Source organism: Nocardia sp. Root136 (genome assembly GCF_001427185.1).
Classification (GTDB): Bacteria; Actinomycetota; Actinomycetes; order Mycobacteriales; family Mycobacteriaceae; genus Nocardia; species Nocardia salmonicida.
In genome coordinates, this window is record NZ_LMFE01000007.1 from 792,662 (window position 1) to 817,995 (window position 25,334).

At 67.2% G+C, this 25,334-nt stretch carries 30 protein-coding genes; 9 read left to right on the forward strand and 21 right to left on the reverse strand.

From position 1 onward, the window contains the following. Positions 1 to 34 precede the first annotated feature (34 nt). The gene (locus ASD42_RS20700; RefSeq protein WP_056818989.1) at positions 35 to 487 is read left to right on the forward strand and encodes a hypothetical protein; all 453 of its coding nucleotides are present in this window, start codon (positions 35 to 37) and stop codon (positions 485 to 487) included. Positions 488 to 544: 57 nt separating this feature from the next. On the opposite strand, the gene ASD42_RS20705 is transcribed toward ASD42_RS20700, so the two are convergent. The 4 genes from ASD42_RS20705 to ASD42_RS20720 all read right to left on the reverse strand — a co-directional run bounded on the left by ASD42_RS20705 (position 545) and on the right by ASD42_RS20720 (position 2,545). After that, a complete protein-coding gene (locus ASD42_RS20705) occupies positions 545 to 982 on the reverse strand; it encodes an OsmC family peroxiredoxin (protein ID WP_056818991.1) in 438 nt (145 codons plus the stop codon). Between the two features lie 90 nt (positions 983 to 1,072). After that, the gene (locus ASD42_RS20710) at positions 1,073 to 1,519 is read right to left on the reverse strand and encodes an SRPBCC family protein (protein ID WP_056818993.1); all 447 of its coding nucleotides are present in this window, start codon (positions 1,517 to 1,519) and stop codon (positions 1,073 to 1,075) included. 55 nt (positions 1,520 to 1,574) lie between these two features. Then, positions 1,575 to 1,895, reverse strand: coding sequence for a DMT family transporter (locus ASD42_RS20715; RefSeq protein WP_056818995.1), 321 nt, complete (start codon positions 1,893 to 1,895; stop codon positions 1,575 to 1,577). Then, entirely contained in the window at positions 1,892 to 2,545 is a 654-nt protein-coding gene (locus ASD42_RS20720; protein ID WP_056818997.1) for an FMN-dependent NADH-azoreductase, read from the reverse strand. Before ASD42_RS20720 ends, ASD42_RS20715 begins: the two co-directional genes overlap by 4 nt. Before the next feature lie 104 nt (positions 2,546 to 2,649). Here ASD42_RS20720 and ASD42_RS20725 point away from each other — a divergent pair, with 104 nt between their 5' ends. Together ASD42_RS20725 and ASD42_RS20730 are read left to right on the forward strand one after the other, a co-directional pair. Continuing rightward, complete coding sequence (locus ASD42_RS20725) at positions 2,650 to 3,255, forward strand: TetR/AcrR family transcriptional regulator (protein ID WP_056818998.1); 606 nt, start codon at positions 2,650 to 2,652, stop codon at positions 3,253 to 3,255. 54 nt (positions 3,256 to 3,309) lie between these two features. Further along, the gene (locus tag ASD42_RS20730; RefSeq protein ID WP_082843637.1) at positions 3,310 to 3,786 is read left to right on the forward strand and encodes a DUF4240 domain-containing protein; all 477 of its coding nucleotides are present in this window, start codon (positions 3,310 to 3,312) and stop codon (positions 3,784 to 3,786) included. 80 nt (positions 3,787 to 3,866) lie between these two features. Here the strand turns inward: ASD42_RS20730 and ASD42_RS20735 are convergent, their stop codons facing one another. Beyond that, positions 3,867 to 4,727, reverse strand: a complete 861-nt coding sequence (locus ASD42_RS20735) for an ABC transporter permease (protein ID WP_327153111.1) — start codon at positions 4,725 to 4,727, stop codon at positions 3,867 to 3,869. After that, entirely contained in the window at positions 4,724 to 5,623 is a 900-nt protein-coding gene (locus ASD42_RS20740; protein ID WP_056819002.1) for an ABC transporter ATP-binding protein, read from the reverse strand. Before ASD42_RS20740 ends, ASD42_RS20735 begins: the two co-directional genes overlap by 4 nt. Before the next feature lie 146 nt (positions 5,624 to 5,769). Here ASD42_RS20740 and ASD42_RS20745 point away from each other — a divergent pair, with 146 nt between their 5' ends. Beyond that, positions 5,770 to 7,041 carry a sensor histidine kinase gene (locus ASD42_RS20745; protein WP_056819004.1) on the forward strand — a complete coding sequence of 424 codons (1,272 nt, stop codon included), beginning with the start codon at positions 5,770 to 5,772 and terminating at the stop codon, positions 7,039 to 7,041. Then, positions 7,038 to 7,742, forward strand: coding sequence for a response regulator transcription factor (locus tag ASD42_RS20750; protein WP_235569726.1), 705 nt, complete (start codon positions 7,038 to 7,040; stop codon positions 7,740 to 7,742). The genes ASD42_RS20745 and ASD42_RS20750 overlap by 4 nt, the downstream gene beginning before the upstream one ends. Positions 7,743 to 7,747: 5 nt before the next feature. Here the strand turns inward: ASD42_RS20750 and ASD42_RS20755 are convergent, their stop codons facing one another. Further along, positions 7,748 to 8,395, reverse strand: coding sequence for a vWA domain-containing protein (locus ASD42_RS20755; RefSeq protein ID WP_084465508.1), 648 nt, complete (start codon positions 8,393 to 8,395; stop codon positions 7,748 to 7,750). Between the two features lie 125 nt (positions 8,396 to 8,520). Here ASD42_RS20755 and ASD42_RS20760 point away from each other — a divergent pair, with 125 nt between their 5' ends. Beyond that, a complete protein-coding gene (locus ASD42_RS20760) occupies positions 8,521 to 8,760 on the forward strand; it encodes a DUF1877 family protein (protein ID WP_056819006.1) in 240 nt (79 codons plus the stop codon). A 104-nt stretch (positions 8,761 to 8,864) separates the two neighbouring features. Continuing rightward, on the forward strand, positions 8,865 to 10,055 hold the full coding sequence (locus ASD42_RS20765) for an MFS transporter (RefSeq protein WP_056819008.1): 1,191 nt from the start codon (positions 8,865 to 8,867) through the stop codon (positions 10,053 to 10,055). Here the strand turns inward: ASD42_RS20765 and ASD42_RS20770 are convergent. Further along, entirely contained in the window at positions 10,036 to 10,884 is an 849-nt protein-coding gene (locus tag ASD42_RS20770) for a helix-turn-helix domain-containing protein (RefSeq protein WP_056819011.1), read from the reverse strand. The genes ASD42_RS20765 and ASD42_RS20770 overlap by 20 nt on opposite strands. A 127-nt stretch (positions 10,885 to 11,011) precedes the next feature. Here ASD42_RS20770 and ASD42_RS35350 point away from each other — a divergent pair, with 127 nt between their 5' ends. Further along, complete coding sequence (locus ASD42_RS35350) at positions 11,012 to 11,281, forward strand: hypothetical protein (protein WP_056819013.1); 270 nt, start codon at positions 11,012 to 11,014, stop codon at positions 11,279 to 11,281. A gap of 47 nt (positions 11,282 to 11,328) precedes the next feature. Next, positions 11,329 to 11,934, forward strand: a complete 606-nt coding sequence (locus tag ASD42_RS35355; RefSeq protein ID WP_056819014.1) for an LLM class flavin-dependent oxidoreductase — start codon at positions 11,329 to 11,331, stop codon at positions 11,932 to 11,934. A 58-nt stretch (positions 11,935 to 11,992) separates the two neighbouring features. On the opposite strand, the gene ASD42_RS20785 is transcribed toward ASD42_RS35355, so the two are convergent. The 13 genes from ASD42_RS20785 to ASD42_RS20845 form a co-directional block, all read right to left on the reverse strand. Next, the gene (locus tag ASD42_RS20785) at positions 11,993 to 14,560 is read right to left on the reverse strand and encodes an ATP-dependent Clp protease ATP-binding subunit (RefSeq protein WP_056819377.1); all 2,568 of its coding nucleotides are present in this window, start codon (positions 14,558 to 14,560) and stop codon (positions 11,993 to 11,995) included. A gap of 273 nt (positions 14,561 to 14,833) precedes the next feature. Beyond that, the gene (locus ASD42_RS20790) at positions 14,834 to 15,763 is read right to left on the reverse strand and encodes an esterase/lipase family protein (RefSeq protein ID WP_056819016.1); all 930 of its coding nucleotides are present in this window, start codon (positions 15,761 to 15,763) and stop codon (positions 14,834 to 14,836) included. Positions 15,764 to 15,840: 77 nt separating this feature from the next. Continuing rightward, positions 15,841 to 16,497: an anthrone oxygenase family protein gene (locus ASD42_RS20795; protein WP_056819019.1), complete on the reverse strand. Its 657-nt coding sequence runs from the start codon at positions 16,495 to 16,497 to the stop codon at positions 15,841 to 15,843. A gap of 124 nt (positions 16,498 to 16,621) precedes the next feature. Beyond that, positions 16,622 to 17,233 (reverse strand): FHA domain-containing protein, encoded by a 612-nt coding sequence (locus ASD42_RS20800; RefSeq protein ID WP_082843641.1) that lies wholly within the window; start codon positions 17,231 to 17,233, stop codon positions 16,622 to 16,624. 293 nt (positions 17,234 to 17,526) lie between these two features. Continuing rightward, on the reverse strand, positions 17,527 to 17,889 hold the full coding sequence (locus ASD42_RS20805; protein ID WP_056819023.1) for a histone-like nucleoid-structuring protein Lsr2: 363 nt from the start codon (positions 17,887 to 17,889) through the stop codon (positions 17,527 to 17,529). Between the two features lie 115 nt (positions 17,890 to 18,004). Next, positions 18,005 to 19,471, reverse strand: a complete 1,467-nt coding sequence (gene lysS, locus ASD42_RS20810; RefSeq protein WP_056819379.1) for a lysine--tRNA ligase — start codon at positions 19,469 to 19,471, stop codon at positions 18,005 to 18,007. Positions 19,472 to 19,757: 286 nt separating this feature from the next. Next, complete coding sequence (locus ASD42_RS20815; protein WP_056819025.1) at positions 19,758 to 20,189, reverse strand: rhodanese-like domain-containing protein; 432 nt, start codon at positions 20,187 to 20,189, stop codon at positions 19,758 to 19,760. Continuing rightward, complete coding sequence (locus ASD42_RS20820) at positions 20,189 to 20,785, reverse strand: cysteine dioxygenase (protein ID WP_056819027.1); 597 nt, start codon at positions 20,783 to 20,785, stop codon at positions 20,189 to 20,191. The genes ASD42_RS20815 and ASD42_RS20820 overlap by 1 nt, the downstream gene beginning before the upstream one ends. A gap of 127 nt (positions 20,786 to 20,912) precedes the next feature. After that, positions 20,913 to 21,695 carry a type III pantothenate kinase gene (locus ASD42_RS20825; RefSeq protein ID WP_056819031.1) on the reverse strand — a complete coding sequence of 261 codons (783 nt, stop codon included), beginning with the start codon at positions 21,693 to 21,695 and terminating at the stop codon, positions 20,913 to 20,915. A gap of 22 nt (positions 21,696 to 21,717) precedes the next feature. Further along, positions 21,718 to 22,137, reverse strand: a complete 420-nt coding sequence (gene panD, locus ASD42_RS20830) for an aspartate 1-decarboxylase (RefSeq protein WP_056819033.1) — start codon at positions 22,135 to 22,137, stop codon at positions 21,718 to 21,720. Positions 22,138 to 22,149: 12 nt separating this feature from the next. After that, positions 22,150 to 23,106 (reverse strand): pantoate--beta-alanine ligase, encoded by a 957-nt coding sequence (gene panC, locus ASD42_RS20835; RefSeq protein WP_056819035.1) that lies wholly within the window; start codon positions 23,104 to 23,106, stop codon positions 22,150 to 22,152. Beyond that, on the reverse strand, positions 23,106 to 24,146 hold the full coding sequence (locus ASD42_RS20840; protein WP_082843642.1) for a Rossmann-like and DUF2520 domain-containing protein: 1,041 nt from the start codon (positions 24,144 to 24,146) through the stop codon (positions 23,106 to 23,108). Before ASD42_RS20840 ends, panC begins: the two co-directional genes overlap by 1 nt. Positions 24,147 to 24,200: 54 nt before the next feature. Then, positions 24,201 to 25,283: a DUF6779 domain-containing protein gene (locus tag ASD42_RS20845; RefSeq protein WP_056819039.1), complete on the reverse strand. Its 1,083-nt coding sequence runs from the start codon at positions 25,281 to 25,283 to the stop codon at positions 24,201 to 24,203. Between the last annotated feature and the right edge of the window lie 51 nt (positions 25,284 to 25,334).

A 25,334-nucleotide genomic window follows, 5' to 3' on the forward strand; every position in this document is an offset into this window, starting at 1 on the left:
CTCGCGAGCAGCTGAGAACGGCAGTGTCGGTGTCATGACCGGCACTGCCTTTCTTGTCTCCACCGCTCGCCCCCGCGCCGTGAATGTCGCGTTCGGCGGACTCGTCACCGCTCTCGCCGCGGGTGTCGCCGAAGGACTGTTGCGCGCCGCGCGTGGTGGCGACGAGTTCGGCGCGACCGCCGCGGGTCTACTACCCCGGCTCGCCATCTACCTGGCGGTCGCGGGGGTCGCGCTGTACATGCTCAACGGCAGTCGGGTGGCCCGCGCTCTGCTGACCGTCGGCATCGGCGTGGTGGGCCTGGTCTCGCTGATCATCGAGCCGCTGGCGGTCGTGTTGTCCACCGACGACTACACGACACTGTTCGACGGCATGTCCCCCAGTTCGACCGTGCTTGCGGGCTGCCGGACCGTTCACATCCTGGCCGTCGTCATCGCGATTCCGGCCATGTACACCCCCGCCGCGCACCGCTGGTTCACCCGGCACTGACGACCGGCGTGATCGTGCGATCGGTCGCGGCCGATCGCACGATCACAGCGGAGCTGATCAGCCCAGTGCGGCGTCGAGCTCGATCTCGGCCACACCGGCGAGCGCCTTGCTGACCGGGCACCCGTTCTTGGCCGCGAGGGCCGCCGCGGCGAACCCGTCGGCGTCGAGGCCCGACGCACGTCCGCGCACGGTGAGCTTGATCTTGCTGATCCGGAAACCACCGGCCGGGTCGGGCGCGAGGGTCACGTCCGCGTTGACGTCGAGGCTTTCCGGCGTCCCGCCCGCATTGGCGATCTCCGCCGACAGCGCCATCGAGTAGCACGACGAGTGCGCCGCCCCGATCAGCTCCTCCGGGCTGGTGCCCTCGGCCGTGTCGGCCGTGCGGCGCGGGAAGCTCACATCGAACTTGCCCACACCCGAGCTGACCAGTTCGACCTGCCCGGACCCGTCCTGGAGTCCGCCTGACCAGAGTGTGCGTGCGCTACGAGTCGGCATTGCGATCCCTTCGATTCGGAGGTGTTGCGTTCGGTGTCGAACCTACGCGAGCTGACCAGCGCTCGGCCGACGATCGGCCCGGTACGCCGGTCAGACGGTGGCGCTGGTGATTTCGTCGAGCCGCTCGAGTTTGTCCGGCCAGACCTGCTTGTGCAGATCCCGGATCGCCGCGGTGGGGAATCCGGAGTGGCGCAGGCGCAGGCGGATGCCGCGTGGTTGTTTAAGAAATTCGGCGGCGACCACTGTTTCGACGCCGTCGGTGGCGGCGGTGACCCAGGTGAACTCGATGCGCCGGTTCGGCTCGAGCAGCAGGATGCGGCCGTAATGGGGGTTGCGTTTCTCGGGCGAGCCGGTGTCGAAGTAGAGGGGCTCGTTGACGGCGGGGCGCATCAGCACCGATCCGGGAACGGCCAGCCACAGGTCCATGCCTTGGGTCCAGGCCGCGTAGAGCAGGCTGGGCGAGGCTTTCATCACGCGCTCGACCGTGAGCTCGTGTGGCCGCGTGGACAGGTCCGGGGGGCGAACTGGCTGGTCCATCAGCCGACCTTACCGGTCATGACCGGCCGATCCTCTCATCGGGTGTGCGACAGCGTTACTCAGGATTCGTCACGCGCGCGAGCACGATGCCGCCGAGGATCAGCGACAAGGCCAGCGCGCGGCCCGCGCTGAGCGGATCCTTGTGCACGAGCACACCGAGACCGATCGCGCCGAGCGCCCCGATACCGGTGAATACCGCGTAGGCGGTGCCCACCGGGAGGGTCTGCATGGCGCGCGAGAGCAGATACACGGCCAGCGAGCCGAGCGCGACACAGAGCAGGGTCGGGCCGAGTTTGGTGAAGTTCTCGGTCGGTTTGATGGTCTGCGACCAGAGAATTTCCACGAGCCCGGCCAGGCCGAGCACCAGCCAGCTCATCGCGCGTAGTCCTTTGCCAGAGAGCGCACTTCGGCCCGCGCGGTGGCGAGCGATGCCTCGTGGGCGTCGCGCAGGTGAGCCAGGTTCGGATCCTGAACGGCATTGGCCAGCTCCGCGTTGACGAAAACCGTGTCGGTGACGGCGAAGTGGCCTGCGAAGAAGTCACGCAGGAAGCGTTCCTGATAATCGAACGCGGCTTTCGGCGCACCGGGCGAGTACGCGCCGCCACGGGCGGTGACCACCACGAACCTGCGCTGCCCCAACGACATTCGAGGAAACGTGACCTGGTCGAGCCACGCCTTGAGCGAGGCGGGGACGGAGTAGTTGTACATCGGGGTGCCGATCAGGATCACGTCGGCGGCCAGTACCTGCGCCAGTAGCGGTTCGACCACGCGCCACGCGGCCCGAGCCGCGGGCGTCACGGCGAGTTCCGCGAGCCGGTCGAGGTCGGTGACCCCGGCGGCGAGCACAGCGTCACACAGTTCGGTCCAGCCTTCGTCGATGAACGGCGTCGGCCCGGCGGCGAGGTCGCGGTAGGTGTAAGTACCGCCGGGTTCCGCGTCGCGCCAGGCCTGGACGAATTCCCTGCCGAGCTCACGACTGAGGGAGTTCGCACGAGCGCTGGCATCCAGGTGCAGCAGGTGTGTCATCACAGGGTTCCTAACTGGACATGATGTCCGCTTGTTGATTTCTCGACGATAGAACACAAGTGGACATGCTGTCCATATATTCTTTTCTGGGCTACAGTCGACCCATGGAGTCCCGATCCGACCTGCTCACCGGCGCGGCGCTGGATGCGCCGCCGCCCTCTGAGCGCACCGACGCGGCGCGCAATCGCGCGAAGGTGCTGGCGGCGGCCGCCGAACTCTTCGCCACCCGCGACCCGCGCACGGTCACCATGGACGACATCGCCAAGGCCGCGGGCGTCGGCCGCGGCACCCTCTACCGCCGCTATCCCGACCGCAATGCGATCGCCGTCGCCCTCCTGGACGAGCACGAACGCGCCCTCCAGGAAGAGCTACTGCGCGGCGCGCCCCCGCTGGGCCCCGGCGCGCCCCCGGCCGATCGACTCGCCGCCTTCTACGCGGCGATGGTCGAATTGCTCACCGCCCATGCCCATCTGGTGCTCGGCGCGGAGACCGGCGGCGCCCGTTTCAGCACCGGGGCCTATGGCTTCTGGTCGGTGCACGTGCGCTCGCTGCTGATCGAAGCCGACGTGCCACAACCGGATTCGCTGGTCGATACGGTCCTCGCGCCACTCGCCGCCGAGGTCTACCTCCAGCAACGCGAACGCGGGTTGTCACCCGAGCAGATCACCGCCGGTCTGACCGCACTCGCCCAGCGCCTGCTGGGTGTCTGACCGAGAACCGCTGACAGCAGCTACGTGTCGGACCCGAGCAGTACCGTCCGACGGGTGACGAGCACCCCCGAAGACAACGCCAGATTCTGGAATCTGATCGCATCGGCCTGGGCGGCCACCGGTACCGAACCGGCCGCCGTTCTGCGATCGACGGAAAGCAGCCTCCAGAACCGCCTCGACGCGTTCCTCGCCCAGTTGAGCGCCCTGTCGACAGATTTCACCAGCGAGGAACTGACCGCCCTCGACCGTGTCGCCGAACGCGCGCTCTACGACATCGACCGTGCCGAGATCCAGGCGATCACCGACGGCTCCGACGACGGCTTCCTCTACGCCCGCGGATTCATCGTGGCCATGGGCCGCGACTACTACGACGCCGTGAACTCCGACCCCGAGGCCGCGATCACCGACGCCGAATGCGAGAGAATGTGCTACTTCTTCGCCCATCTACACAATGAGCGCTTCGGCGGATTTCCGAAGACCGGCTCGGGCATCTCCCGCGAAACGGCCTCGAATCCGGCAGGCTGGTCCTGACCCGAGGTGAGGCGCATGCGTAGGTAGCGGCAGCCCGTTTCGGACTGCCGCTACCGGTTGCCGTGTCGGTTGATCGCAGGTCAGGTGAGATCGCGGCGAGTCATCAACCAGATCGTGCCGCCCGCGAAGGCTGTCACATACGCGGCCAGGAGAGCGAGAGATTCGCCGCGGGTGAGGATGTCGAGAACGCCGGGGTTGGCTGGACCCTCCACGGTGCGCATCGCGCCGGCCAGCGAGCCCGCGGCGGTGCCAGGGAGCAGGTTGGTGACGGCTTCGATCGGGCCGAAGATGCCCGCCACGCCGCGCAGGAGGTTCTCCACCACCAGGACCCAGACCAGGCCGAGGCCGACAGCCAGGGCGGGGCCGCGGGCGATGGCGCCGATGAGGGCGCCCGCGAGGGTCCACATGCCGAGAATGGCGGTACCGGTGAGGATTCCGATCAGAGCGTCGTCGAGCGACGGCATGGTGATCGGCTGGGACTCGCCCGCCGCGATCACGGTGGCGATGCCGATGTCGACGACGAAGGCGACCAGCACGAGCGCGAGGACCACCACAAGCAGGGACAACAGCAGTCCCGCTACCGCCGCGGCCCTACTCGGCCCCTGGGTGAACACGGTTTTCCAGGTGCCCCAGCCGTATCCGCTGCCGACGGCCAGGGCGCCGAGGATCAGCACGAGCGCGCCGCCGAACATCGACATGCCCTGCGTGAACACTTCGGGGACGGCGGCGGGCATGAGTTGGCCGAGGAGAACGTCGCGTGGGAGACCGTCCGACATCGCGCTGCTTTCGCCGGAGGTGTAGGCGAGGTAGTTGAACAGGTAGGCGAAGGTCAGGTTGAGCAGAATCCAGGTGCCGAGGACGATCCAGAAGGCGGGCCAGCGCCCGAGACGTACCGCCTCCGCGCGCACGCTGGCAATGAGATCCCTTGTCATGGTGTTCATTTCGCTACCTCCACAGCTGTCATCTCGAAGAACACTTCTTCCAGGGATTTCTCGTCCACCCGCAGCTCGAGCAGGTCCGCGCCCGCCGAGACGACAGCGCGCGCCACCTCCGGCGCCATCGCGGCGCTCGTTTCGACCCTGATTCCGTCCGCGCCCGCTCGTGCGGGGGCATCGGTGACCGCGCGCACCGCGTCGAGCGCCACGTCCACTGGCTCGGCGCGGAGCAGAAGTGTCGCGGTGCCGCGCAATTCCGACACCGTGGATTCCGCGAGCAAGCGACCACCGGAGATCACGCCGACACGGTGGCAGATCTCCTGCACCTCGGTGAGCTGGTGGCTCGACAGCAGCACGGTGTGTCCGTCGGCCGCGAGATCGGTGATGAGCGTGCGCATTTCGGCCAGGCCCGCTGGGTCGAGGCCGTTGGTCGGTTCGTCGAGAATCAGCAGATCCGGGTCGCCGAGCATGGCCGCGCCGACCCCGAGTCGCTGCTTCATGCCGAGCGAATAGGTGCGGAAACGGTCGCCTGCCCGGTCGGCCAGGCCCACCCGTTCCAGCGCCGTCTCGACCTCGGCATCGCCGTGGCCGCGATAGCGGGCCAGTACCCGCAGGTTGTCACGGCCGGAGAGGTAGGGGTAGAAGCCGGGGCCCTCGATGAGGACGCCGATTCCGCGCAGTACCTCCGGGTCGCCCGGCGTGCGGCCCTGGACGGTCGCGGTGCCCGCACTGGGTCGGATGAGGCCGGCCAGCATGCGCAACGTGGTGGTTTTGCCCGCGCCGTTGGGGCCGAGGAATCCGTAGATCTCCCCGGCCGCGACCCGCATGCTCACCGCGTCCACCGCGAGGTGCTCGCCATAGCGTTTGGTCAACTCGGTGGTGACCACGATCGATTCGTTCATGGGAATCAGAATCCGCGCTCGAGGGGTGCCGGGGCATCCGTCCCGCGGCGTGCTCGGCGCTACGCCGCGCGGACTACGCGGCCTCGCACAGGAAATACGTGCGCAGGCCGACGCGGTGGGTGGGCGCACACAATAGGGTTGAGCACGTGGGAGCGTCTGCGAAGTGGGAGCGTGGCTCGGTCGTTCAGGACTGGGGCCTGGCAGTGGTGGTCGCGGTGATCCAGCTGGCCGGTAGTTCCGGTGCGAATTCGCATCAAACCGGAGTGCGGTCGCTGGACGCGTTCGCGTATCTGCTGCTGCTCGCGGGACCGATCGCGCTCGGTTTCCGGCGGGTGCTACCCGAACCGGCGCTGCTGGTGACGTTGGTCGCCACAGTGATCTACGTGCTGCGTGATTACGGGTACGGGCCGATTTTCCTCTCGCTGGTGATCGCCTTCCTGTCGGCGGCCGTCACTGGATCTCGTTGGCGCACATACCCGGTGGTCGCGATCGGCTACCTGACGATGGTGTGGCCGTTGCCCGCCCTGCTCGGGCGGCACTCCGACGCGTGGCAGATATTCGGACTGCTGGCGTGGATGGGCGTGCTGGTCGCGATCGCGGAGGGGATGCGACAGCGACGCGCGGTGGTGCTCGCGCGCGAGCAGCGGGCCGAGGCCGCCCAGCGCGACGAACAGGCCCAGCAGGCCAGGGCGGCGTCCGAGGAGCGGTTGGCCATCGCCCGAGAACTGCACGACGTTCTCGCGCACAGTCTTTCGCTGATCAATGTGCAGTCGTCGGTGGCGCTGGAGTTGTTCGACCGCAAGCCGCAGCAGGCGGCCGCGGCGCTGGCGACCATCAAGACGACATCGAAAGAGGCGCTCACCGAGGTGCATACGCTGCTGCACGCGATCCGCAGCGGGACCGCGGTGGTGCCGGAGTACCCCGAACACGTCGGCGTCCCCGATGACGTGCCCGTTCCGCCCCGCCCCGCGCCGCGCGCTCCCGCACCGACCCTCGACGACCTCGACACCCTGCTCGAGCGCACCCGGGCGACCGGGCTCGACGTCGACACCAAGATCATCGGTACGCCCAAGAAGCTGCCGAGCGTGATCGATGTGGCGGCGGCCAGGATCATTCAGGAATCGCTGACCAATGTGGTGCGCCACGCGCCCGGCGCGACCGCGCTGATCACCCTGCGATACACACCGGAATCGGTGGACATCACCGTCGACAACACCCGCCCGACCGAGACCGCTGTTCGAACCGGGATCGGCGGCAACGGGATCATCGGGATGCGGGAGCGGGCACATGCGCTCGGCGGGGCGCTCACCGCGGGTCCGCGACCGTCGGGCGGGTTCCGGGTCGCGGCTCGATTGCCCGCTCGCCCCGTGGCTTCGAACACGTCGGCGCGGTCCTCCGGCAAGGAGGCCGGCGCGTGAGCGACCCTGCCGAACTGCCGCCGATCGGAGCGGGCCGAGCGAAGATCCGTCTCCTCGTCGCCGATGATCAGGCGCTGGTGCGTGGTGGTTTCGTCGCCCTGCTGGACGCGCAGGACGACATCGAAGTCATCGGTGAGGCCGAAAACGGTGAGCAGGCGGTCCGGATGACCCGCGCGCTCGTCCCGGATGTGGTGCTGATGGACATCCGCATGCCGATCCTCGACGGCCTGGCCGCCACCCGCATGATCGCCGACGACCCCCAACTGGCGCCGGTGCGCGTCGTCGTCCTCACCACCTTCGAACTCGACGAATACGTCTTCGAAGCGATCCGCGCGGGCGCCGCGGGCTTCCTGGTCAAACACACCGAACCCGCCGACCTGCTGCGCGCCGTCCGCGTCGTGGCGGCAGGCGACGCCCTCCTGTCCCCCGGCGTCACCCGCCGCCTGCTCGCCGAGTTCTCCACCCACGCCAAACAACCACCCCCCGCCGCCTTCGCCGAACTCACCGACCGCGAACGCGAAGTGATGATCCTGGTAGCCGAGGGCCTCACCAACGCCGAAATCGGCGCCCGCCTCTACATGTCCCCCGCCACCGCCCGCACCCACGTCAGCCGAATCCTCACCAAACTAGCCGCCCGAGACCGCACCCAACTCGTAGTCCTCGCCTACGAATCAGGCCTGGTCCGCCCGGGTTGGCAGTAGGCGACTCACTTGCCCCGGTCTGCTTGTCGGCGTTCGGAGGCGGAGAAGCGGGCGCGGCGGGCGGCGCCTGCCGGGGCGGCTTGGGCTCGGGCGGAGTAGGCGGAGAGGGCGTCGAAGGCGCCTCGGACGCCGCCTGCGACCGGGGCGTAGGTGATGGCCGAGCCGGGGTCGAAGCCGAGGTTGGAGCCTACTTCGACGGCGTCCATGTTGGCGCCGAGGAAGACGAAGGTCCAGTTGTAGACGTCTTGCTGCTGGGTGATGAGCGACTTCACGGCGGCGTGGGTCCATTCGCGGCTGGAGTTCTCGTGGCCGTCGGTGAGGACGACGATGATCACGGTGCCGGGGCGGTCGTGTTCGGGGCGGTCGGCCAGTTCGGCGCCCACGCTGGTGACGAGCTTGCCGAGTGCGTCGTAGAGCGCGGTCCCACCGCGTGGGTGCAAGCTCGGCGCCGGTACCCGATCCAGCGGCACATTCGCGTAGACCACGTCGTAGGTGGTGTCGAACTGAGCGAGCGTGACCTCGATCTTCTTCGGCACCGAGCGCTGCTGTTCGAAATAGGCGGCCAACCCGCCTTCGGTGTCGGCCTTGATGGTCTGCATGGACCCCGAGCGGTCGAGCAGAACGGCGATCAGTGTGCGGTCGGAATCAGTCATGTGTGCGAACACCCCCGTGTCGGTTGGACGAGCAATTCCCACCGTACGCCGCGAAATAGGGCGCTCCGACCGGCGAAAAGAAGTCGCCAAGGTATCGCCAAGCCTGGATTTCTACCTTTCCCACCATGGGACCAGTGCTCGCATTCCACCGCATCTCCGAGGCCGACGCCGCCCGCATCACCGCCGATGCCGAGGCCGCGTTCGAACACTTCGCCCCGGACAACAGGGATGACAACGACGTGTACCCGGATATCTGGGACACCGACTTCTGCCACGAATACCTGCGGGAACACTACGAAGGACTGGTGGAATTCCTGATGTTCGCCAGTGCGAAGAACTCGCCCGTGCTCTCCCGATTCGAATAGCCGCGACTTCGGGTTGAAGTCGACGCTGCGCGAACGCGGCGTTTGAGTCGGATGCGGTGGCGTTTCGGGCGAGGACGGCGGCGAATGGCGCTGTTGCACCTGGCATGACAACGACCTCGACGGCCGACGCGACGGTGGAGAACACCGATCGCCGGGTCTGGCCCGCCCTGCTGACCATGTTCCTCGGCAGCTTCACGCTGGTGACCGCCGAATTCCTGCCCCCCGGCGTACTCACCGCGCTGGCAACGGATCTGAATGTGCCCGAGGGAGTCGTCGGGCTCTCGGTGAGCGCGACGGCCCTGACCGCCTTGCTGGCCGCGCTCGGGCTGGGCGCGCTGTTTCCCCGACTGGATCGACGCACCCTGCTGATCGGGCTGACCATCGGCGCGGCGGTATCGAACGTGGTGGTGGCGCTCGCACCCAACATCGTCCTGTTGCTGATCGCGCGTCTGCTCCTCGGGCTGGCTGTCGGCGGCTACTGGTCGATGGCGCTGGTGATCGCCGCGAAGCTCGTGCCCGCCGCGCGGCTCGGCAAAGCGATGATGATCGTGAACGCGGGGACCACGGTCGCGACGGTGGCCGGCGTGCCGCTCGGCGTGCTGCTGAGCACCTACGCCGGCTGGCGGACGACCTTCCTCGTCGCGGCCGCGCTGACCGCCGCCACCGCCGTCGCCGTGCGGCTGATGTTGCCGCCGATCGCACCGAGCAAGGGCGTCGGATTCGCCGCACTCGGTAGCGCCCTGCGAGCTCCGGGCGTAACGCTCGGCCTGGTCAGCATGGTCGCCGTCGTCGCAGGACACTTCGCCGGATACACCTATATCCGCCCTGCCCTCGCTGAACTGCTCGGCGCGGGCCCGGCGGTGATCCCGGTCCTGCTCGCCCTGTTCGGCGTCGGTGGACTGCTCGGCAACTTCGTTCTCGGCGCCCTCGCCGACCGCCACCTCGGCGCGCTGCTGCTGGCGGTGCCGACGGCCATCGGCCTGTCATTGCTCGCGATCATCGCCTCCGCGACATTCGCCCCGCTCGCCTACCTGGCCGTGGTCGTGTGGGGCGCCGCGTTCGGCGGCATCCTCAATCTCGTGCAGGTGTGGGTGTCGCGGGTGCTGCCCGATCGGATGGAAGCAGGCAGCGGGCTGATCGTCGGTGGTTTCCAACTGGCGATCATCCTCGGCTCGGCGGTCGGCGGTCGTGGGGTGGACAGCATCGGCCTGGCCGTCACCTACGCGCTCGGCGCCGTCGCTGCGGTGCTCGGTGGTGTGCTGATCCGACGCTCACTCACCCTGGCGGCGCGCTGACATCCGCAGGCACTCGGGTCGCACGCCGCCAATCCGTCGGCGTGTGGCCCGTGTGCCGCCGGAAGGCCCGCCCGAATGCCGTCTCCGAGCGATAGCCGAGGCGGCGCGCCACCGCGCCGACCGGCACAGCGTGGTCGGTCAGCAACAGCTGCGCCCGCTCGATCCGCAGTTTCGTCAGGTACCGGCCCGGTGTGAGGCCGGTCGCCGCCTGGAACCGGGCGGCGAACCCGGACCGCGAAGCCAGCGCGATCTTCGCCAGCCCCTCGACTGTCCACTCCTGCCCCGGATCGGCATGCATCGCGGCAACCGCCTGCGCTACTCCGGGCTCGTTCACCTTCAGCAGCCACCGTTGCGGCGCGCATCCGCGGGCATGCCAGGACTCGATCGCCATCGAGGTGATCAACGTGGCCACCCGGTCGCCCTGAACACCGAACGGGTCGGGGCACTGCTCGACCAGGTGGCGAAACATGGTGGCGGCCAACGGCGTGTGCTCGACGAAACCGGTCAGCAGCAGTCGTTGCGGCAGCGCGGTCATGGCACCGCCGGTCCCGACGGGATCGAGGCGCACCCGGAGTACCCGGCCCGCCGACAGCGCGTTGATCGCGAACCGGACTGTGCCGGGAACGAACAGGAAGTCGCCGCTCGCCAGATCCTCTGTCGTGCTGAGTCCCTCGACGCGGACCAGCCCGTCCAGCACGACCAGCGCACTCGGCTCGGTCATGAACTCCCACTGACCTGGCGTCAGCGTGAACTCGTCGCGTCCCGCGAACCGCCACTGCACACCGGCGAGCACATCATCGAGGCTCTGCGCACCTTCGGCCTGTGTCACTGCGCACCCCTCGTGATGGAACTTCGATGCACTTCACGGTACCGGTCGGGACATACGCGTCGGGACGTACGCCGGATCGGGTCTCGCGGCCGATGTCGTCGCGTGTTCGGGCGAGCAGGGTTGAGCCATGAACATTTTCGACAGCGCGACGACGCTGACTCTGCTGGCCGACCACTACGACGGAGGGTGGCATCCCTGGCCGTTCTTCTGGATCTTTCCGCTGCTGTTCTGGATCACCGTGATCGCGGTGGTGTTCTTCGCCCGCCGACGGTGCGTGGGCCGCGGTGGCGCGGTGTCCGCCCTGCGGGCAGGGTTCGCTCGCGGCGAGATCACCGAGGACGAGTACCGCGGCAGGCTCGCGGTGCTGAGCGAACCGCGCGGCCGCGAGAAGAAGTAGGGAGGTACACGCCCTCACCACTCATCGCCCTGGCCGCGGCCGCCGCGGTGACAGAGAACGTGCGGTTGCGGCCGAATGTGCTGGCCGCGCCGTTCCGGTCGTCCACCGCCACCGTTCGGGACGCAGCTGCGCTGCAACTGCTTTCGGACGGACGGTTCGAACTGGGAATCGGCACCGGAAGGCCGGACGCTCGGGCGGAAGCCGAAAGGCTCGCCATGCCATGGGGTTCGGCGGCCGAACGACGCAACCAGCTGATCGCCACCATCACCGCGGTGCGCACCCAGGTCGACCCTGCCCCACCGGTGGTGATCGCGGCGAGCGGTCCGCGAATGCTCACCACCGCGGCCGAGTACGCCGATCGGATCCTGCTGGCGGCCGCACCGGACGCGACCGAAGACGACCTCGCCCGGATGGTCGGCACCGTCACCGCCCACACCGACCGCGATGTCCGTTTCACCCTCCAACTCGTCGGCATCGGCGAGCACCTGCCCACCTGGCTGAGCACACGACTCGGCCACACAACCGAAAAGCTCCGCGCCGCGGGTGCCGCCGGACTTCGAATCCCGCAGCGAGCGTTACGGAATCGACGAACTGATCGTCCCCGGCGAGCTGGCTACCGCCTTCGCCCGGTGCTCGAACGCGCGCGTCAGTAATCGGAGAAGCGAAAAGCCCGCCCCCTGCTCTAGGGGGCGGGCTTTTCGGTTCAGCTGATTACTCGCCGGAGGCGGCGGCCTCGGGCGCAGTGCCCTCGGCGGCGCCGGTGAGGACAACCTCTGGCTTGTCGTCGCCTGCGGAAGCCTTGGTCAGCTTCGTCTTGCCGGTGAAGGTGAACTTGGCGTCCTCGCCGAGACCCTCGCCGTTCCAGCCTTCGACGTCGACCAGGATGGTCTGGCCCGCGCCGATCTCGCCGAAGAGGATCTTCTCCGACAGCTGGTCTTCGATCTCGCGCTGAATCGTGCGACGCAGCGGACGAGCACCGAGGACCGGGTCGAAACCACGCTTCGCGAGCAGGCTCTTGGCCTGATCGGTCAGCTCCATGGCCATGTCCTTGTTCTTCAGCTGCTTGCCGACGCGAGCGATCATCAGGTCCACCATCATCACGATCTGTTCGCTCGTGAGCTGGTGGAAGACGATCACGTCGTCGATGCGGTTGAGGAACTCCGGACGGAAGTGCTTCTTGAGCTCGTCGTTGACCTTGAGCTTCATCCGCTCGTAGTTCGAGCCCTCGACACTGGACTGGGTGAAGCCCAGGCCCACAGCCTTCGAGATGTCGGAGGTGCCCAGGTTCGAGGTGAAGATCAGCACGGTGTTCTTGAAGTCGACCGTACGACCCTGACCGTCGGTGAGACGGCCGTCCTCGAGCACCTGCAGGAGGGTGTTGTAGATCTCCTGGTGCGCCTTCTCGATCTCGTCGAACAGCACCACCGAGAACGGCTTGCGGCGCACCTTTTCGGTGAGCTGGCCGCCCTCCTCGTAGCCCACGTACCCGGGAGGAGCACCGAACAGACGAGAAGCGGTGAAGCGGTCGTGGAACTCGCCCATGTCGATCTGGATGAGCGCGTCGTCGTCACCGAACAGGAAGTTCGCCAGCGACTTGGCGAGCTCGGTCTTACCGACACCCGAGGGGCCGGCGAAGATGAACGAGCCCGACGGACGCTTGGGGTCCTTCAGACCGGCGCGAGTGCGGCGAATCGCCTTGGAGACGGCCTTGACGGCATCCTCCTGGCCGATGATCCGCTTGTGCAGCTCGTCTTCCATGCGGAGCAGACGGGTGGTCTCCTCCTCGGTGAGCTTGAAGACGGGGATGCCGGTCCAGTTGGCCAGCACCTCCGCGATCTGCTCGTCGTCGACCTCGGCCACGACGTCCAGATCACCGGAACGCCACTGCTTTTCCCGCTCGGCACGCTTGGCGACGAGCTGCTTCTCCTTGTCGCGCAGACGCGCGGCCTTCTCGAAGTCCTGCGCGTCGATAGCGCTTTCCTTCTCCCGACGAGCATCGGCGATCTTGTCGTCGAAGTCGCGCAGGTCCGGCGGAGCGGTCATCCGGCGGATGCGCATGCGCGCGCCCGCTTCGTCGATCAGGTCGATCGCCTTGTCCGGCAGGAACCGGTCGTTGATGTAGCGGTCGGCCAGGGTGGCGGCGGCGACGAGAGCGCCATCGGTGATGGAGACCCGGTGGTGCGCCTCGTAGCGGTCGCGCAGACCCTTGAGGATGTTGATGGTGTGCTCGACGGTCGGCTCGCCCACCTGGACCGGCTGGAAACGGCGTTCCAGCGCGGCGTCCTTCTCGATGTACTTGCGGTACTCGTCGAGAGTGGTGGCGCCGATGGTCTGCAGCTCGCCACGGGCCAGCTTCGGCTTCAGGATCGAGGCCGCGTCGATGGCGCCTTCGGCAGCACCCGCGCCGACGAGCGTGTGCAGCTCGTCGATGAACAGGATGATGTCGCCGCGGGTGTTGATCTCCTTGAGCACCTTCTTGAGGCGCTCTTCGAAGTCACCGCGGTAGCGGCTGCCCGCGACCAGGGAGCCCAGGTCGAGGGTGTAGAGCTGCTTGTCCTTGAGGGTCTCGGGGACCTCGCCGTTGACGATGGCCTGTGCCAGGCCCTCGACGACAGCGGTCTTACCGACACCGGGCTCGCCGATCAGCACCGGGTTGTTCTTGGTACGGCGGCTCAGCACCTGCATGACGCGCTCGATTTCCTTCGAGCGGCCGATGACCGGGTCGAGCTTGCCTTCGAGCGCGGCCTGAGTGAGGTTGCGGCCGAACTGGTCGAGCACCAGCGACGTGGACGGAGTGCCCGCCTCGCCGCGCGGACCGGCGCCCTCGACGGGCTCCTTGCCCTGGTACCCGGACAGCAGCTGGATGACCTGCTGACGGACACGGTTGAGGTCGGCACCCAGCTTGACCAGCACCTGGGCCGCGACGCCCTCGCCCTCGCGGATGAGGCCGAGCAGGATGTGCTCGGTACCGATGTAGTTGTGGCCGAGCTGCAGCGCCTCGCGCAGGCTCAGCTCCAGCACCTTTTTGGCACGCGGGGTGAAGGGGATGTGACCGGACGGCGCCTGCTGGCCCTGCCCGATGATCTCCTCGACCTGGCTACGCACACCCTCCAGCGAGATACCAAGGGACTCCAGCGACTTCGCCGCCACGCCCTCGCCCTCGTGGATCAACCCAAGCAGGATGTGCTCGGTGCCGATGTAGTTGTGGTTGAGCATCCGGGCCTCTTCTTGGGCCAGGACAACGACACGCCTCGCGCGGTCGGTGAACCTCTCGAACATCGCTCCCTCACTCTCCTGCTCCGACATTCTGGCAACAGACGCCGCAGTATGCTCGATACAACCTAGGGCGTCGGACCGACAACTTCGCCGTCAGCCTGCCATGAAGCCCGGGGGTTGCGGCCCCCGCCATCCACTCTAGTTGGCAGGGGATTCCGCCGCCGCCGGTCCACCCTATTGAAGACCGGCGACAACATGGTCACCTACTGACAACGCGCACGTCGCGGCATTCGTTTCCTGTTCAGTTTTGCCTACAGCGAAATCGCCGTCGGGGTGTTATCCGGTGAAGGGTGGGACGAATTCGCACGGAACGGGGGCCCGTCTGGCCGGATCGAGGGCGTTGAGAACGTGACCGGCCGCGCGGGGGCTGCCCGCGATGGCCAGGTGTTCGGAGTAGTCCTGCGCACAACCGTCCTGCACGACGAACGAGGTGGCGTTCGGGCCGGGGACCAGGCCCGAAGTGTGCGGGACGACCAACTCGTCGATGGCGGAGACGACATTGGTATAGGTGACCCTCGGGTCGTACACGCCGTCGGCGTTCAGCGAGGTCATGAAGGGCGAGCCGGTGAACATCTGTCCGCAGGCCTGACACAGCGACGAGCTGGCCGCGTCGAAAGCGGGTCCCGCGCCGAGCGCCCGGCTGAAGTGGGCGATATCGCCCGCCCCGAACGCGTTGGTGCCGAGCCAGGGCGGCGCGATCCCGACGAGCTTGTCCACCTTGTCCCCGCCGCCGAGCCGCTTGACGTAGTAGTTGCCGACGATATTGCCCTGCGAATGGGCGATCAGGTCGACCCGCTCGGCGCCGGTGCGGGCCAACACACCGTCGACGAAGGCCGCGACCTCGGCAGCACTCTGCTCGATGGGACGCATGCCGCCGATCGCCGAGACGGGCCATGGCAGGGCGTAGGCGCCGTAGGTGAGAGAGAAGACGCAATAGCCCTCGTTGGCCAGCAGCGGGGCGTATACGCCCCAGTTCGTCTGCGCTCCGCCCCCGGTGCCGTGCAGCAGGACCACCGGATCCGGATGTTCGGCCGAGGGGACGCAGCCCGGGTCGTTCGAGCCGGGAAGTGAGCCGCCCGGGTTGGTGAGCTCCGGGGGGATGCCGGCGAAGAAGTTGTAGTCGACCGGGAGCGGCTGGGCCGATGCGGTGGCGGGCAGACAGGCGAACAGGGCCGCGGCCAGGACCGCGAGCGAACTACGTCGCATAAACGACTCCTCACTAGAACGTGTTCCACTTATCATGGAACACGTTCTAGCGATCGCGTGGCGCTACCGGCCGGAAATCATCGACGCTGTTGCTGCGCGCCGTACGGCGCTCCGGCGATCGGACTGCCCGACTGCTGCGCGAACTGCTGTCCGGCAACAGGGCCGCCGACCTGAGCGAAGCTCTGACCCTGCGAGAAGGACTGTCCGGCAGCCACGTCAGCGGACGAACTCGACTTGCCCTGCTGCACGCCCGCCGCGAACAGCGCACCGCACAGCACCAGGAACGCGGCGGTGTGCACCACCGCGCGCACGATGTTCCAGCGAACCCAGGTCGCCTCGAAATCCGCACGCACGGAGGCGGTGTCGGCGATCGAGGCGGGATCACCCGCCGCGGCGAGCGCGTCGTTGAGCGGCACGTTCAGGCCCGCGGTGACGGCGAACGCGATCACGTTGAGCGCCAACGCGATTCCGATCCAGATCAGCGTCGAGCGCTGCTCCTTACCGAGGTGCAGAGCGGCCGCGAGCGCGGTGAATCCGACCGTGCCCATGAAGCCGAACATGAACCAGGGGTTGATGATCACGACATTGATCTTCTGCATGACGTCGATCAGCGTGCGGTCGTCGGTGCGAGCCAGCGCGGGCATCACCGAGATCGCGTACGCGTAGAACACCCCGGCGATGAGTCCGGTACTGAGCAAGGCCAGCACCATGGTGGCCATCCGAACTGCGAACATGCGATGTCTCCTGACTCGTGGTCCGGAGCTTCGATCCCGTGCTCCGGTGATACGAGTAAGTCAACCGCCCAGCGCGCGTCCGCGACATAGTTCAGGCGCTCACGGATCTACGCGAGCGTCGCGGTCACAAATCGTGGTCGGAGATCAGTCCGCTCTGCATGGCCAGCGCGGCCAGTCGGGTGCGCTTCTGGTTCTGCGGGAGATTTTCCACCCCGAACTTCGCGAACAAGGCGCGCAGGTGGGTTTTGATCGCGTCGATGGAGAGGAACAATTCCTCGGCGATCTGCTGATTCGACGCGGGCGTCGCGAATCCGGTGCCGTGCTTGTACGGACGGCACAGCGCGACCAGCACCGCGCGCTGGGTCTCGGTCAGTGAACGCATCGTGGGGATGGACCCCGACGCGGTATGCGTGGCGTCGTCCACCACACCGCCGAAATCGAAGAAATGCACGAGCGTGGTCCCGACCCGAATACGGTCGCCAGGACTCAATCGACGCCGACCGACCAGCCGCTCACCGTTGACGAAGGTGCCGTTACGCGAAAGTCCGTCATCGATGATGGTCCAGTGCGCACCGAGATGTTCGACGGCCGCGTGCAGACGGGACACCTCCACGTCCCACGCGAGCACGAGGTCGGCCTGCACATTGCGCCCGATGGTCACACGCTGCTGCCCGGCCTCCAGGGCCAGTTCATGCTGTTTACCGGTGTCGTCGGTATACCGCAGGAAGGAACTCACTGCGCGACTCCGCCGGATACTCGAAACACCTTGTGCACGGCCAACAGTCTACTTCCCTACCACCCCGACCCCACACGACCCGGACTCGAAAACCCGACCCGATATCGGCCGCCCCCACAAAACCCGGCCCCACGCGCCCCGACCCCGAGGAGGGGCAGGCAGGCGAAGCCTGCCGTTCGCGGCCGTCCCGCTGTTGAGGTGCCGTTGCGTACGCGACGAAGGAGCAAGCAACGGCTCCTCAACAGCGGGACCGGCGGGGCCGCGAACCACGCGGCGCCCGCGCCGCAAATAACTCAGTTCTTGCCGACCTCTTTGTTGTACGCGTCGGTGATTTCCGCCGAGATACGGCCGCGGGCCGAGACCTTGTGGCCCTTACGCCGAGCCCATTCGCGAATTGCGGCGCTCTGTTCACGGTCCATGGAAACGCGGCTCTTGCCCTGCGGCGCGGGTGCACCGGCAGCCTTCACCCGGCGACGGCCACTCACACGGCGGGCGTTGGCGACCCACTCGTCCAGGCCTTCACGCAGGCGCGCCGCATTTGCGTCCGACAGATCGATCTCGTACGACACCCCATCGATAGCGAACTCGATGGTCTCGTCCGCGATGGACTCACCGTCGACATCGTCGATCAGGCTAACGGTGACCTTCTTTGCCATGAGATGAACGTCCTCTCGAAATCGTCAAGCCTGCCTCCAGGCCGAATACCCGAGGCAAGAATACCCCGAAATGCGAAATTTCCAACACGGGGTCTTCACCCCGAGAATTCACTGGTCAGCGACTAGTGGGTCGGACAATCGGGAACAGGATCGTTTCCCGGATTCCCGAACCCGTGAGTGCCATCAACAAGCGATCGATTCCCATACCCGTTCCGGTGGTCGGCGGCATGCCGTGTTCCATCGCGGCGAGGAAGTCTTCATCGAGCACCATGGCCTCGTCATCGCCTGCCGCGGCCAACCTCGCCTGGTCGACGAAGCGTTCACGCTGGATCACCGGGTCTACCAGTTCCGAATAGCCCGTTGCCAACTCGAAGCCGCGAACATAGAGGTCCCACTTCTCGGTGACACCGGACTTGCTGCGATGCTGACGGGTGAGCGGTGAAGTCTCGACCGGGAAGTCGCGAACGAAAGTCGGCGCGTAGAGCTTGTCGCCATACGCGTGCTCCCACAGTTCTTCGACCAGTTTCCCGTGACCGTAGCCCTTGTCGGAAGGAATTTCCAGACCTACCCGATCGGCGAGTGCGAGCAATTCCTCGACAGTGGTTTCCGGAGTCACCTCGACACCGATCGACTCCGACAGCGAGGGATACATCTCGACGGTCGTCCACTCGCCACCGAGATCATATTCAGTGCCGTCAGCAAGTGTCACAAGGAGGGTGCCGAATGCCTCTCGCGCGACTTCCTGGATCAATTCCCGGGTCATCGTCGCCGAGTCGTCATAGGTGCCGTATGCCTCGTAGGTTTCCAGCATCGCGAACTCGGGTGAATGGGTGGAGTCGGCGCCTTCGTTGCGGAAGTTCCGGTTGATCTCGAAGACCTTCTCCAGGCCGCCGACCACACAACGCTTGAGGAACAGCTCCGGCGCGATACGCAGGAAAAGATCCATGTCCAGCGCATTGGAATGGGTCACGAAGGGGCGCGCGGCGGCGCCACCGTGGATGGTCTGCAGCATCGGGGTCTCGACCTCGAGGAAGCCGCGGCGCTCGAGCGCGTTGCGCAGCGCACGGACCACATTCACGCGGGTACGGGCCATTTCCCTGGCCTCGGGACGCACGATCAGGTCGACATAGCGCTGACGAACGCGCGACTCCTCGTTCATCTCCTTGTGCGCCACCGGCAGCGGGCGAAGCGACTTGGCCGCCATCGACCAGGAATCGGCCATCACGCTCAATTCCCCGGTGCGCGAGGAGATGACCTCGCCGTGCACGAACACGAAGTCACCTAGGTCGACATCGGCCTTCCAGGCCGCCAGCGCGTCGGCTCCGACACCGTTGAGGCTGATCATCGCCTGCAGCTTGGTGCCGTCGCCCTCCTGCAGCGTGGCGAAGCACAGCTTGCCGGTATTACGAACGAAAATGACGCGGCCCGCGATACCGGCCTGCAGGCCGGTCTGGGTGTCGGCTTCCAGATCCGGGTAGGCGGCACGGATTTCGGCCAACGTGTGGGTGCGCGGCACCACCACCGGGTAGGCCTCACCGCCCTCGGTGAGCAGCCGTTCACGCTTGTCCCGACGAATCCGCATCTGCTCGGGAACATCGATGTCCACGGCGGAAGTGGCGGCGCGGCCGGGTGCGGCGGGGTTAGGAGTGCTCACATCCGACAACATTAGCGGTCGCCTGAAAGGGTTTTACCCCTCCCCCGCCTCACCGCGCCACCCGCCTATGAATTGTGAAGTGCCTCACTGATTTCGCGACGACATGGGTAACTCCCCAACCACCTCGGAGTCGTCGCGCGCCGGACGTGAGACCGAGGGCGAACCCCACGAATTCGCGAACGGCACGCTGAATTCGCGGAGAGGCGGGGGGAGCTTAGAGCGAGGCCAGGGAGTCAACCTCACGGGCGAAATGCGGGACGCCGACGCCCACGGTCAGCAACCCCGCCGACTTCAGCGCCTGGTAGCCGCCGATCACGTCGCTGGCCCGGTGCAAGCCCAACTCCTGCAGGGCGGCCGCGGCCAAACTCGACGTGTAGCCCTCCGAGCAGAAGATAATCCATTCCACATCATGATCAACGGCGAGGGACAACCGTGCCGACGAGGTCGGATCCAGTCGCCATTCCAGAACATTGCGCTCGATCACCAGGGCGCCGGGCAGCGAGCCTTCGCGCACGCGCTGTGCTGCGGGCCGGATGTCGACCAGAATCGCGCCACGCTCCAGCGCGGCGGCCACGTCGTACACATACACCCGGTGTAGTCGTTCGCGAGCATTCTCGAGCATCTGATCAATCGTCAAACGGCTCATCACAGATCACCTTCGGGCTGGTCGGTGAGGACGGTTTTGGTTCGGCGCAACGTTCCATGGCCGGTCACTTCGTAATACGACATCGCCGACAACGGCGGGGAATACGCGTGCACGCTCAAGGTGGGATCCAGCGGACCGACGGATTCCGCGGCGGCGGGCGCGCGCACCACGTCGTGCACCCAACCGATCGGGAACGACGCCTGATCACCCGCGGCCAGCGTGCGCCTGCGTAACTCCGACCCATTCCAGCGGTATTCCGAGAGGGCGCCGCTCAGCACGGTCAGCGCGCCGAGCGAGCCGGCATGGTCGTGCAAATCGGTGAATTTTCCCGGCGTCCAGCTGATCAGCCAGACATCGACCTCGTCGTCGTGCGAAAGACGGGTCGCCCAGCGCTCTTCGGTGGGCCAGATGCCATCGGCGGGCAGCAGGTGGTCGTAGCGGCCGGAGATAACGTCTTCGGCGCCTTCGTCGGTAAGTCGCAGCAGGTCAGCGGGACGCAACCGAGTCGGCAAGGCCGAAGCGATCGCCCGGTCGAGCGGGGGCGTCGCAGAGTATTCGTCGCGTGCGGACGAAAGGGAAAGAACAGAGGAACGCATGAGCGCATCTCCAGAAGGTGAGAAATCGGTCGAGGGAAAACGTCAGCCTCGAACGGTCGAGGCAGATTAGCCTCGACAACACTCCTGGGTGCTCACACGGAAGATCACGAGCGTAGTTTAGCAGACACTACTTTTTGTTGCGCTCGTAGACATGACGCAGTCCCGTCAGCGTGAGATGTGGGACGTGCTGGTCGATGGTCTCGGACTCCGGCACGATCAGCGGTGCGCCCGCACCCGTGGCGACGACGGTGACATCGGTGCCCGCGAACGCGTCGAATTCGTCGCGGATGCGGTCGACCAAACCGTCGACCAGACCGGCGAAGCCGAAAATCGCGCCGGACTGAATGCACTCCATGCTGTTCTTGCCCACCACCGAACGCGGCCGCGCCAGCTCGACGCGGCGCATCGCACTGCGTTCCACCAGCGCCTCGGCGGAGATCTCCACACCGGGCGCGATCACCCCGCCGAGGAATTCGCCCTTGGCCGACACCAGATCGACGCAGATCGCGGTGCCGAAATCGACGACGATCGCAGGCCCGCCGAAGCTGCGGAAGGCGGCGAGGCAGTTGACGATGCGGTCGGCGCCGACTTCCTTCGGATTGTCGACCAGCAGTGGAATGCCTGTTCGTACACCGGGTTCCACCAGCACGTGCGGCACATGCGACCAGTAGCGCGCGAGCATCGCGCGCAGTTCGCGCAGCACCGGCGGCACGGTCGACAGCGCGGAGACGCCGACGATCCGGTCGAGATCCTCGCCGACCAGGCCGCGCACCTGCATCGCGAACTCGTCCGCGGTGATCAGCGGATTCGTGTGAATCCGCCAGTGCCGCACCAGGTTCGCGTGTTCGCCACTACCGGAGAACAGACCGAGTTCGATACCGGTGTTGCGGACGTCGATCGTCAGCAGCATTGTCCTGGGTCCCCCGCCCGGCTCAGACGAACGACAGCGAACGCGGTGAGGTGAGGCCGGAGCCCTCCGGTGCGTGCGCGGGGTCGCTGCCCAGCTCCACCGGACGGTTGTGGTCGTCGACGAAGACCACCTTCGGGTCGTAGTCGCGGACCTCGGCCTCGTCCATCTGACCGTAGGCGATGAGGATGACCAGGTCACCGGGGTGCACGAGGTGGGCGGCGGCGCCGTTGATGCCGATCACGCCCGAACCGCGCTCGCCGGCGATCACGTAGGTCTCGAGGCGGGCGCCGTTGTCGATGTCGACGATGCAGACCTGCTCACCCTCGAGCAGATCGGCGGCGTCGAGCAGGTCTTGGTCGACGGTCACCGAGCCGACGTAGTGCAGGTCGGCATGGGTCACGGTGGCACGGTGGATCTTCGACTTCATCATGGTGCGCAACATCGTCGTCGCCTTTCAGTGCGCCTGCGAGGCAGGCAGGGAGTTCGCGTCGGGGTGTCCATCGATTTGGGCGCCCAGTACTACAGCAGCGTTGTCGATCAGGCGGGTGTCGCCGACTCTGGCCGCGACCAGCAGACGAGCGTTGCCCGCGGTGGGGGCAGGGCCGAGGTTTGCATCGCGCAGTTCGAGGTAGTCGACGTCGAGGCCGTCGACCGCGTCGAGAACCGAGCGGGCGGTCTGCACGACGGCGTCCGCGCCGAGGCCGGCGGCATGACGGCCCGCGGCGAGCGCGGCCGACAGCGCCAGCGCCGATTCGCGCTGGGTGGCGTCGAGGAAGCGGTTGCGCGAGGAAAGGGCGAGGCCGTCGGGCTCGCGGACCGTCGGGTAGGCGACGATCTTGGCGTCCATGTTCAGGTCGCGCACCATCTGCCGGATCAGCGTGAGCTGCTGATAGTCCTTCTCACCGAAATACGCCTCGGAGGCGTGGGTGATGTTGAGCAGCTTCGCGACAACGGTGAGCATGCCCGCGAAATGCGTCGGCCTGCTGCCGCCTTCGAGCTCGGCGCCGAGCGGGCCGGGCTGGATCGTGGTGCGCATGCCGTCCGGGTACATATCGGAGACGGTCGGCGCGAAGACCAGGTCGACGCCCTCTGTGCGGAGCAGTTCGAGGTCGGCGTCGAGGGTGCGCGGGTAGGCGTCGAGGTCTTCGTTCGCGCCGAACTGCAGCGGGTTGACGAAGATCGAGACGATCACGACCTGGTTGGCGAGCTTGGCCTGGCGGATGAGCGCGAGGTGACCCTCGTGCAGCGCGCCCATGGTCGGCACGAAGCCGACCGTGCGCCCGGCTCCGCGCAGAGCCTTGGCGACGGTGTCGAGCACCTCGGGGTTGTGGTGCACGGTCAGGACGCCTGCCTTGAAGGCGCCGGTGGCGCGCGGGCCGCCCTGGTGGTGGTGCACTTCTCGGGGTTCCATCAGTGGCCTTCCTTGGCGAGGAGCTCCAGCAGTGCCGGATCGGTTTGTGCGAGTTCGGCGGTGCGCAGCGAGTTGGCCCGGTAGGCCTCGGCCAGGCGGTGGTCGACCTGCTCGAGCGCGGCGAGGTGGGCGGCGACGGCGTCGACATCACCGCGGGCGACCGGGCCGGTCAGCGCGGCCTGGCCGCGGCGCAGCGCGTTGTCGAGCGCCGCCGAGGCGAGCGGGGCCAGCAGCCGTTCGGGGAGACCGCCGGGCTGATCGTCGACCATCGGCTGGCCGAGCAGGCCGGGGCCGGACAGGGATTCGCGCAGCGCCGCGACGGCGTCGACGATGACCGTGACCAGGTGATTGCTGCCGTGCGCGAGAGCGGCGTGATAGAGCGAACGCTGGTTCTCTTCGACGCGAACCGGTTCGCCACCCATCTCGATCACCAGCGCCTGCGCGATGGCGTATCCGACCTCGTCGGCGGCGGTGACGCCGAAGCAGGCGTTGGCCAGGCGAGCGATGTCCTCGTCGTGGCCGGTGAAGGTCATGGCGGGATGGATCGCGAGGCCGAGCGCGCCCTGTGTCGTCAGCGGCTCGAGAATCGCGACGCCGTTCGCGCCGGAGGTGTGCACGACGATGGTGCCGGGGCGCACGACGTTCGCTCCGGCGAGCCCGCGCACCAGCCCGGCCAGTTCGGCATCGGGAACGGCGAGCAGGAGCAGTTCACTGCGCTGGGCGATCTGTTCGATCGGCAGCACCTGGGCCTCTGGCAGCCGGGTACGGGCGCGATGCACCGAGGCGTCGGAGATCGCGGCGACGCCGAAGACCACATGGCCGGCTCGCTCGAGCGCTACGCCGAGTGCGGAACCCACTCGTCCCGCCGAGACGATTCCTACCGTCAGTCGTGCGGGCGCTGGGTCAACACTCGTGGTCGCGCCATCAGGGTTGACACTTCTCGAGGTCAACGTTGTCCTCTCGATTTGCGTTCCAGTCCCGCGGTGCGGGTACCAGACGTTACGAGTCGAGGATAGAGGGGTTTGTGCGCGAGGCGCCATCACCCCCCGCCGTGATCTACGCCTCCCCGCGTCTTCAGGCCGGATCTAGGTGCGTCAGCGGGTGGATTCCGATTCCAGGTTGGCCATGATGTCGGCCACCGACAGGCGGGCGGTGCCTTCGGTTTCGGCACGGCGGCGTCGACGGGAGCTGGTGCCGACCGCTGGGGCCTTGTCGGGGCGGGTGGCTGGGGGCTGGGCCGGTTCCGGGTCGGGTGTGGATGCCGGGGCGGGTTCGGCCGTGGCGACCGGAGCCGGGGCAGGCTCGGCGACGGGCTCGGCGGGAGCCGGGGTCGACGAGTCGCCGTTGGTGGCGGGCTCGGCCGGGAGGACGGTGTCGGCCACCTTGCGGGTGTTCGGCGAGGACAGCCGGGGCGGGGGCGTCTTCCCCGATGACGTGGTCGGCGCGGCGGGCTGCGGGGCAGCGGGCTGCGGCGGGGTGGCCGCCTGCTGCTGGGTTTCGGCGTACTCGTCCAGCTGGACGGCGGAGGTTTCCGCGGTGACCGGGTCGTCGTACGGGTCGGCGAAATTGGCCGAAACCGGTTGCATGAAGACGGGTTTCAGTGCGCTGGGCGGTTGCTGCCACGGGCCGAACCAGGCAGCGGTGGCATCCTCGGGGCTAACGTCGAAATCGTGGTCGGGCTCGTCGAAGGCATTGAAGCCACCGGCGGGCAACGCGTCGATCCGCACCGCGTCGGCCTGCAGCGCAGGTTGCTCGTCGGGCAGCGCGCCGTCGAAGAGAACCTGCAGATTCTGGCGCAGCAGAGTCAGCTCGGCGCGCAACGCGGCAATTTCGGAGGAGTCGGCGCCGACTTCGGCACGCACCCTCGCCTCGACACCCATCTCGTACTCACGGCGCGCGTTGATCTCACGCTCGAGCTGCAACTCGTACACCGTCTGCAGATCGCGCACCTTCGCCTTGTCGACAGCCGCGTCCTTGCGGTAGCGGGTGGCCGCGAGCGCGCCGATCACCGCTGCCCACAGGGCTGCTACCAGGCCGATCCTGACGTACTGGACGTTTTCGCTGAAGATCAGGAAAACACTGGCCGTCAGACCGAGCAGGATGAGGAAACCGACGAAGAATTTTCCCGCGTCGTCCCGCCGTCGTCGGGGCGCCGTGCTGCGGGAGGGTGAAACCATGAGGGCCAGGGTAGCCGGAATCGGCTGGTCGGCCCACCAAAGGTGGCGGTG

Coding starts and splice junctions, on each gene's coding strand:
- ASD42_RS20700 (WP_056818989.1), top strand. CDS start 35: ATGACCGGCACTGCCTTTCTTGTCTCCACCGCTCGCCCCCGCGCCGTG.
- ASD42_RS20705 (WP_056818991.1), bottom strand. CDS start 982: ATGCCGACTCGTAGCGCACGCACACTCTGGTCAGGCGGACTCCAGGAC.
- ASD42_RS20710 (WP_056818993.1), bottom strand. CDS start 1,519: ATGGACCAGCCAGTTCGCCCCCCGGACCTGTCCACGCGGCCACACGAG.
- ASD42_RS20715 (WP_056818995.1), bottom strand. CDS start 1,895: ATGAGCTGGCTGGTGCTCGGCCTGGCCGGGCTCGTGGAAATTCTCTGG.
- ASD42_RS20720 (WP_056818997.1), bottom strand. CDS start 2,545: ATGACACACCTGCTGCACCTGGATGCCAGCGCTCGTGCGAACTCCCTC.
- ASD42_RS20725 (WP_056818998.1), top strand. CDS start 2,650: ATGGAGTCCCGATCCGACCTGCTCACCGGCGCGGCGCTGGATGCGCCG.
- ASD42_RS20735 (WP_327153111.1), bottom strand. CDS start 4,727: ATGAACACCATGACAAGGGATCTCATTGCCAGCGTGCGCGCGGAGGCG.
- ASD42_RS20740 (WP_056819002.1), bottom strand. CDS start 5,623: ATGAACGAATCGATCGTGGTCACCACCGAGTTGACCAAACGCTATGGC.
- ASD42_RS20755 (WP_084465508.1), bottom strand. CDS start 8,395: ATGACTGATTCCGACCGCACACTGATCGCCGTTCTGCTCGACCGCTCG.
- ASD42_RS20760 (WP_056819006.1), top strand. CDS start 8,521: ATGGGACCAGTGCTCGCATTCCACCGCATCTCCGAGGCCGACGCCGCC.
- ASD42_RS20765 (WP_056819008.1), top strand. CDS start 8,865: ATGACAACGACCTCGACGGCCGACGCGACGGTGGAGAACACCGATCGC.
- ASD42_RS35350 (WP_056819013.1), top strand. CDS start 11,012: ATGAACATTTTCGACAGCGCGACGACGCTGACTCTGCTGGCCGACCAC.
- ASD42_RS20785 (WP_056819377.1), bottom strand. CDS start 14,560: ATGTTCGAGAGGTTCACCGACCGCGCGAGGCGTGTCGTTGTCCTGGCC.
- ASD42_RS20790 (WP_056819016.1), bottom strand. CDS start 15,763: ATGCGACGTAGTTCGCTCGCGGTCCTGGCCGCGGCCCTGTTCGCCTGT.
- ASD42_RS20795 (WP_056819019.1), bottom strand. CDS start 16,497: ATGTTCGCAGTTCGGATGGCCACCATGGTGCTGGCCTTGCTCAGTACC.
- ASD42_RS20805 (WP_056819023.1), bottom strand. CDS start 17,889: ATGGCAAAGAAGGTCACCGTTAGCCTGATCGACGATGTCGACGGTGAG.
- lysS (WP_056819379.1), bottom strand. CDS start 19,471: ATGCGGATTCGTCGGGACAAGCGTGAACGGCTGCTCACCGAGGGCGGT.
- ASD42_RS20815 (WP_056819025.1), bottom strand. CDS start 20,189: ATGAGCCGTTTGACGATTGATCAGATGCTCGAGAATGCTCGCGAACGA.
- ASD42_RS20820 (WP_056819027.1), bottom strand. CDS start 20,785: ATGCGTTCCTCTGTTCTTTCCCTTTCGTCCGCACGCGACGAATACTCT.
- ASD42_RS20825 (WP_056819031.1), bottom strand. CDS start 21,695: ATGCTGCTGACGATCGACGTCCGCAACACCGGTATCGAACTCGGTCTG.
- panD (WP_056819033.1), bottom strand. CDS start 22,137: ATGTTGCGCACCATGATGAAGTCGAAGATCCACCGTGCCACCGTGACC.
- panC (WP_056819035.1), bottom strand. CDS start 23,106: ATGGAACCCCGAGAAGTGCACCACCACCAGGGCGGCCCGCGCGCCACC.
- ASD42_RS20840 (WP_082843642.1), bottom strand. CDS start 24,146: ATGGCGCCTCGCGCACAAACCCCTCTATCCTCGACTCGTAACGTCTGG.
- ASD42_RS20845 (WP_056819039.1), bottom strand. CDS start 25,283: ATGGTTTCACCCTCCCGCAGCACGGCGCCCCGACGACGGCGGGACGAC.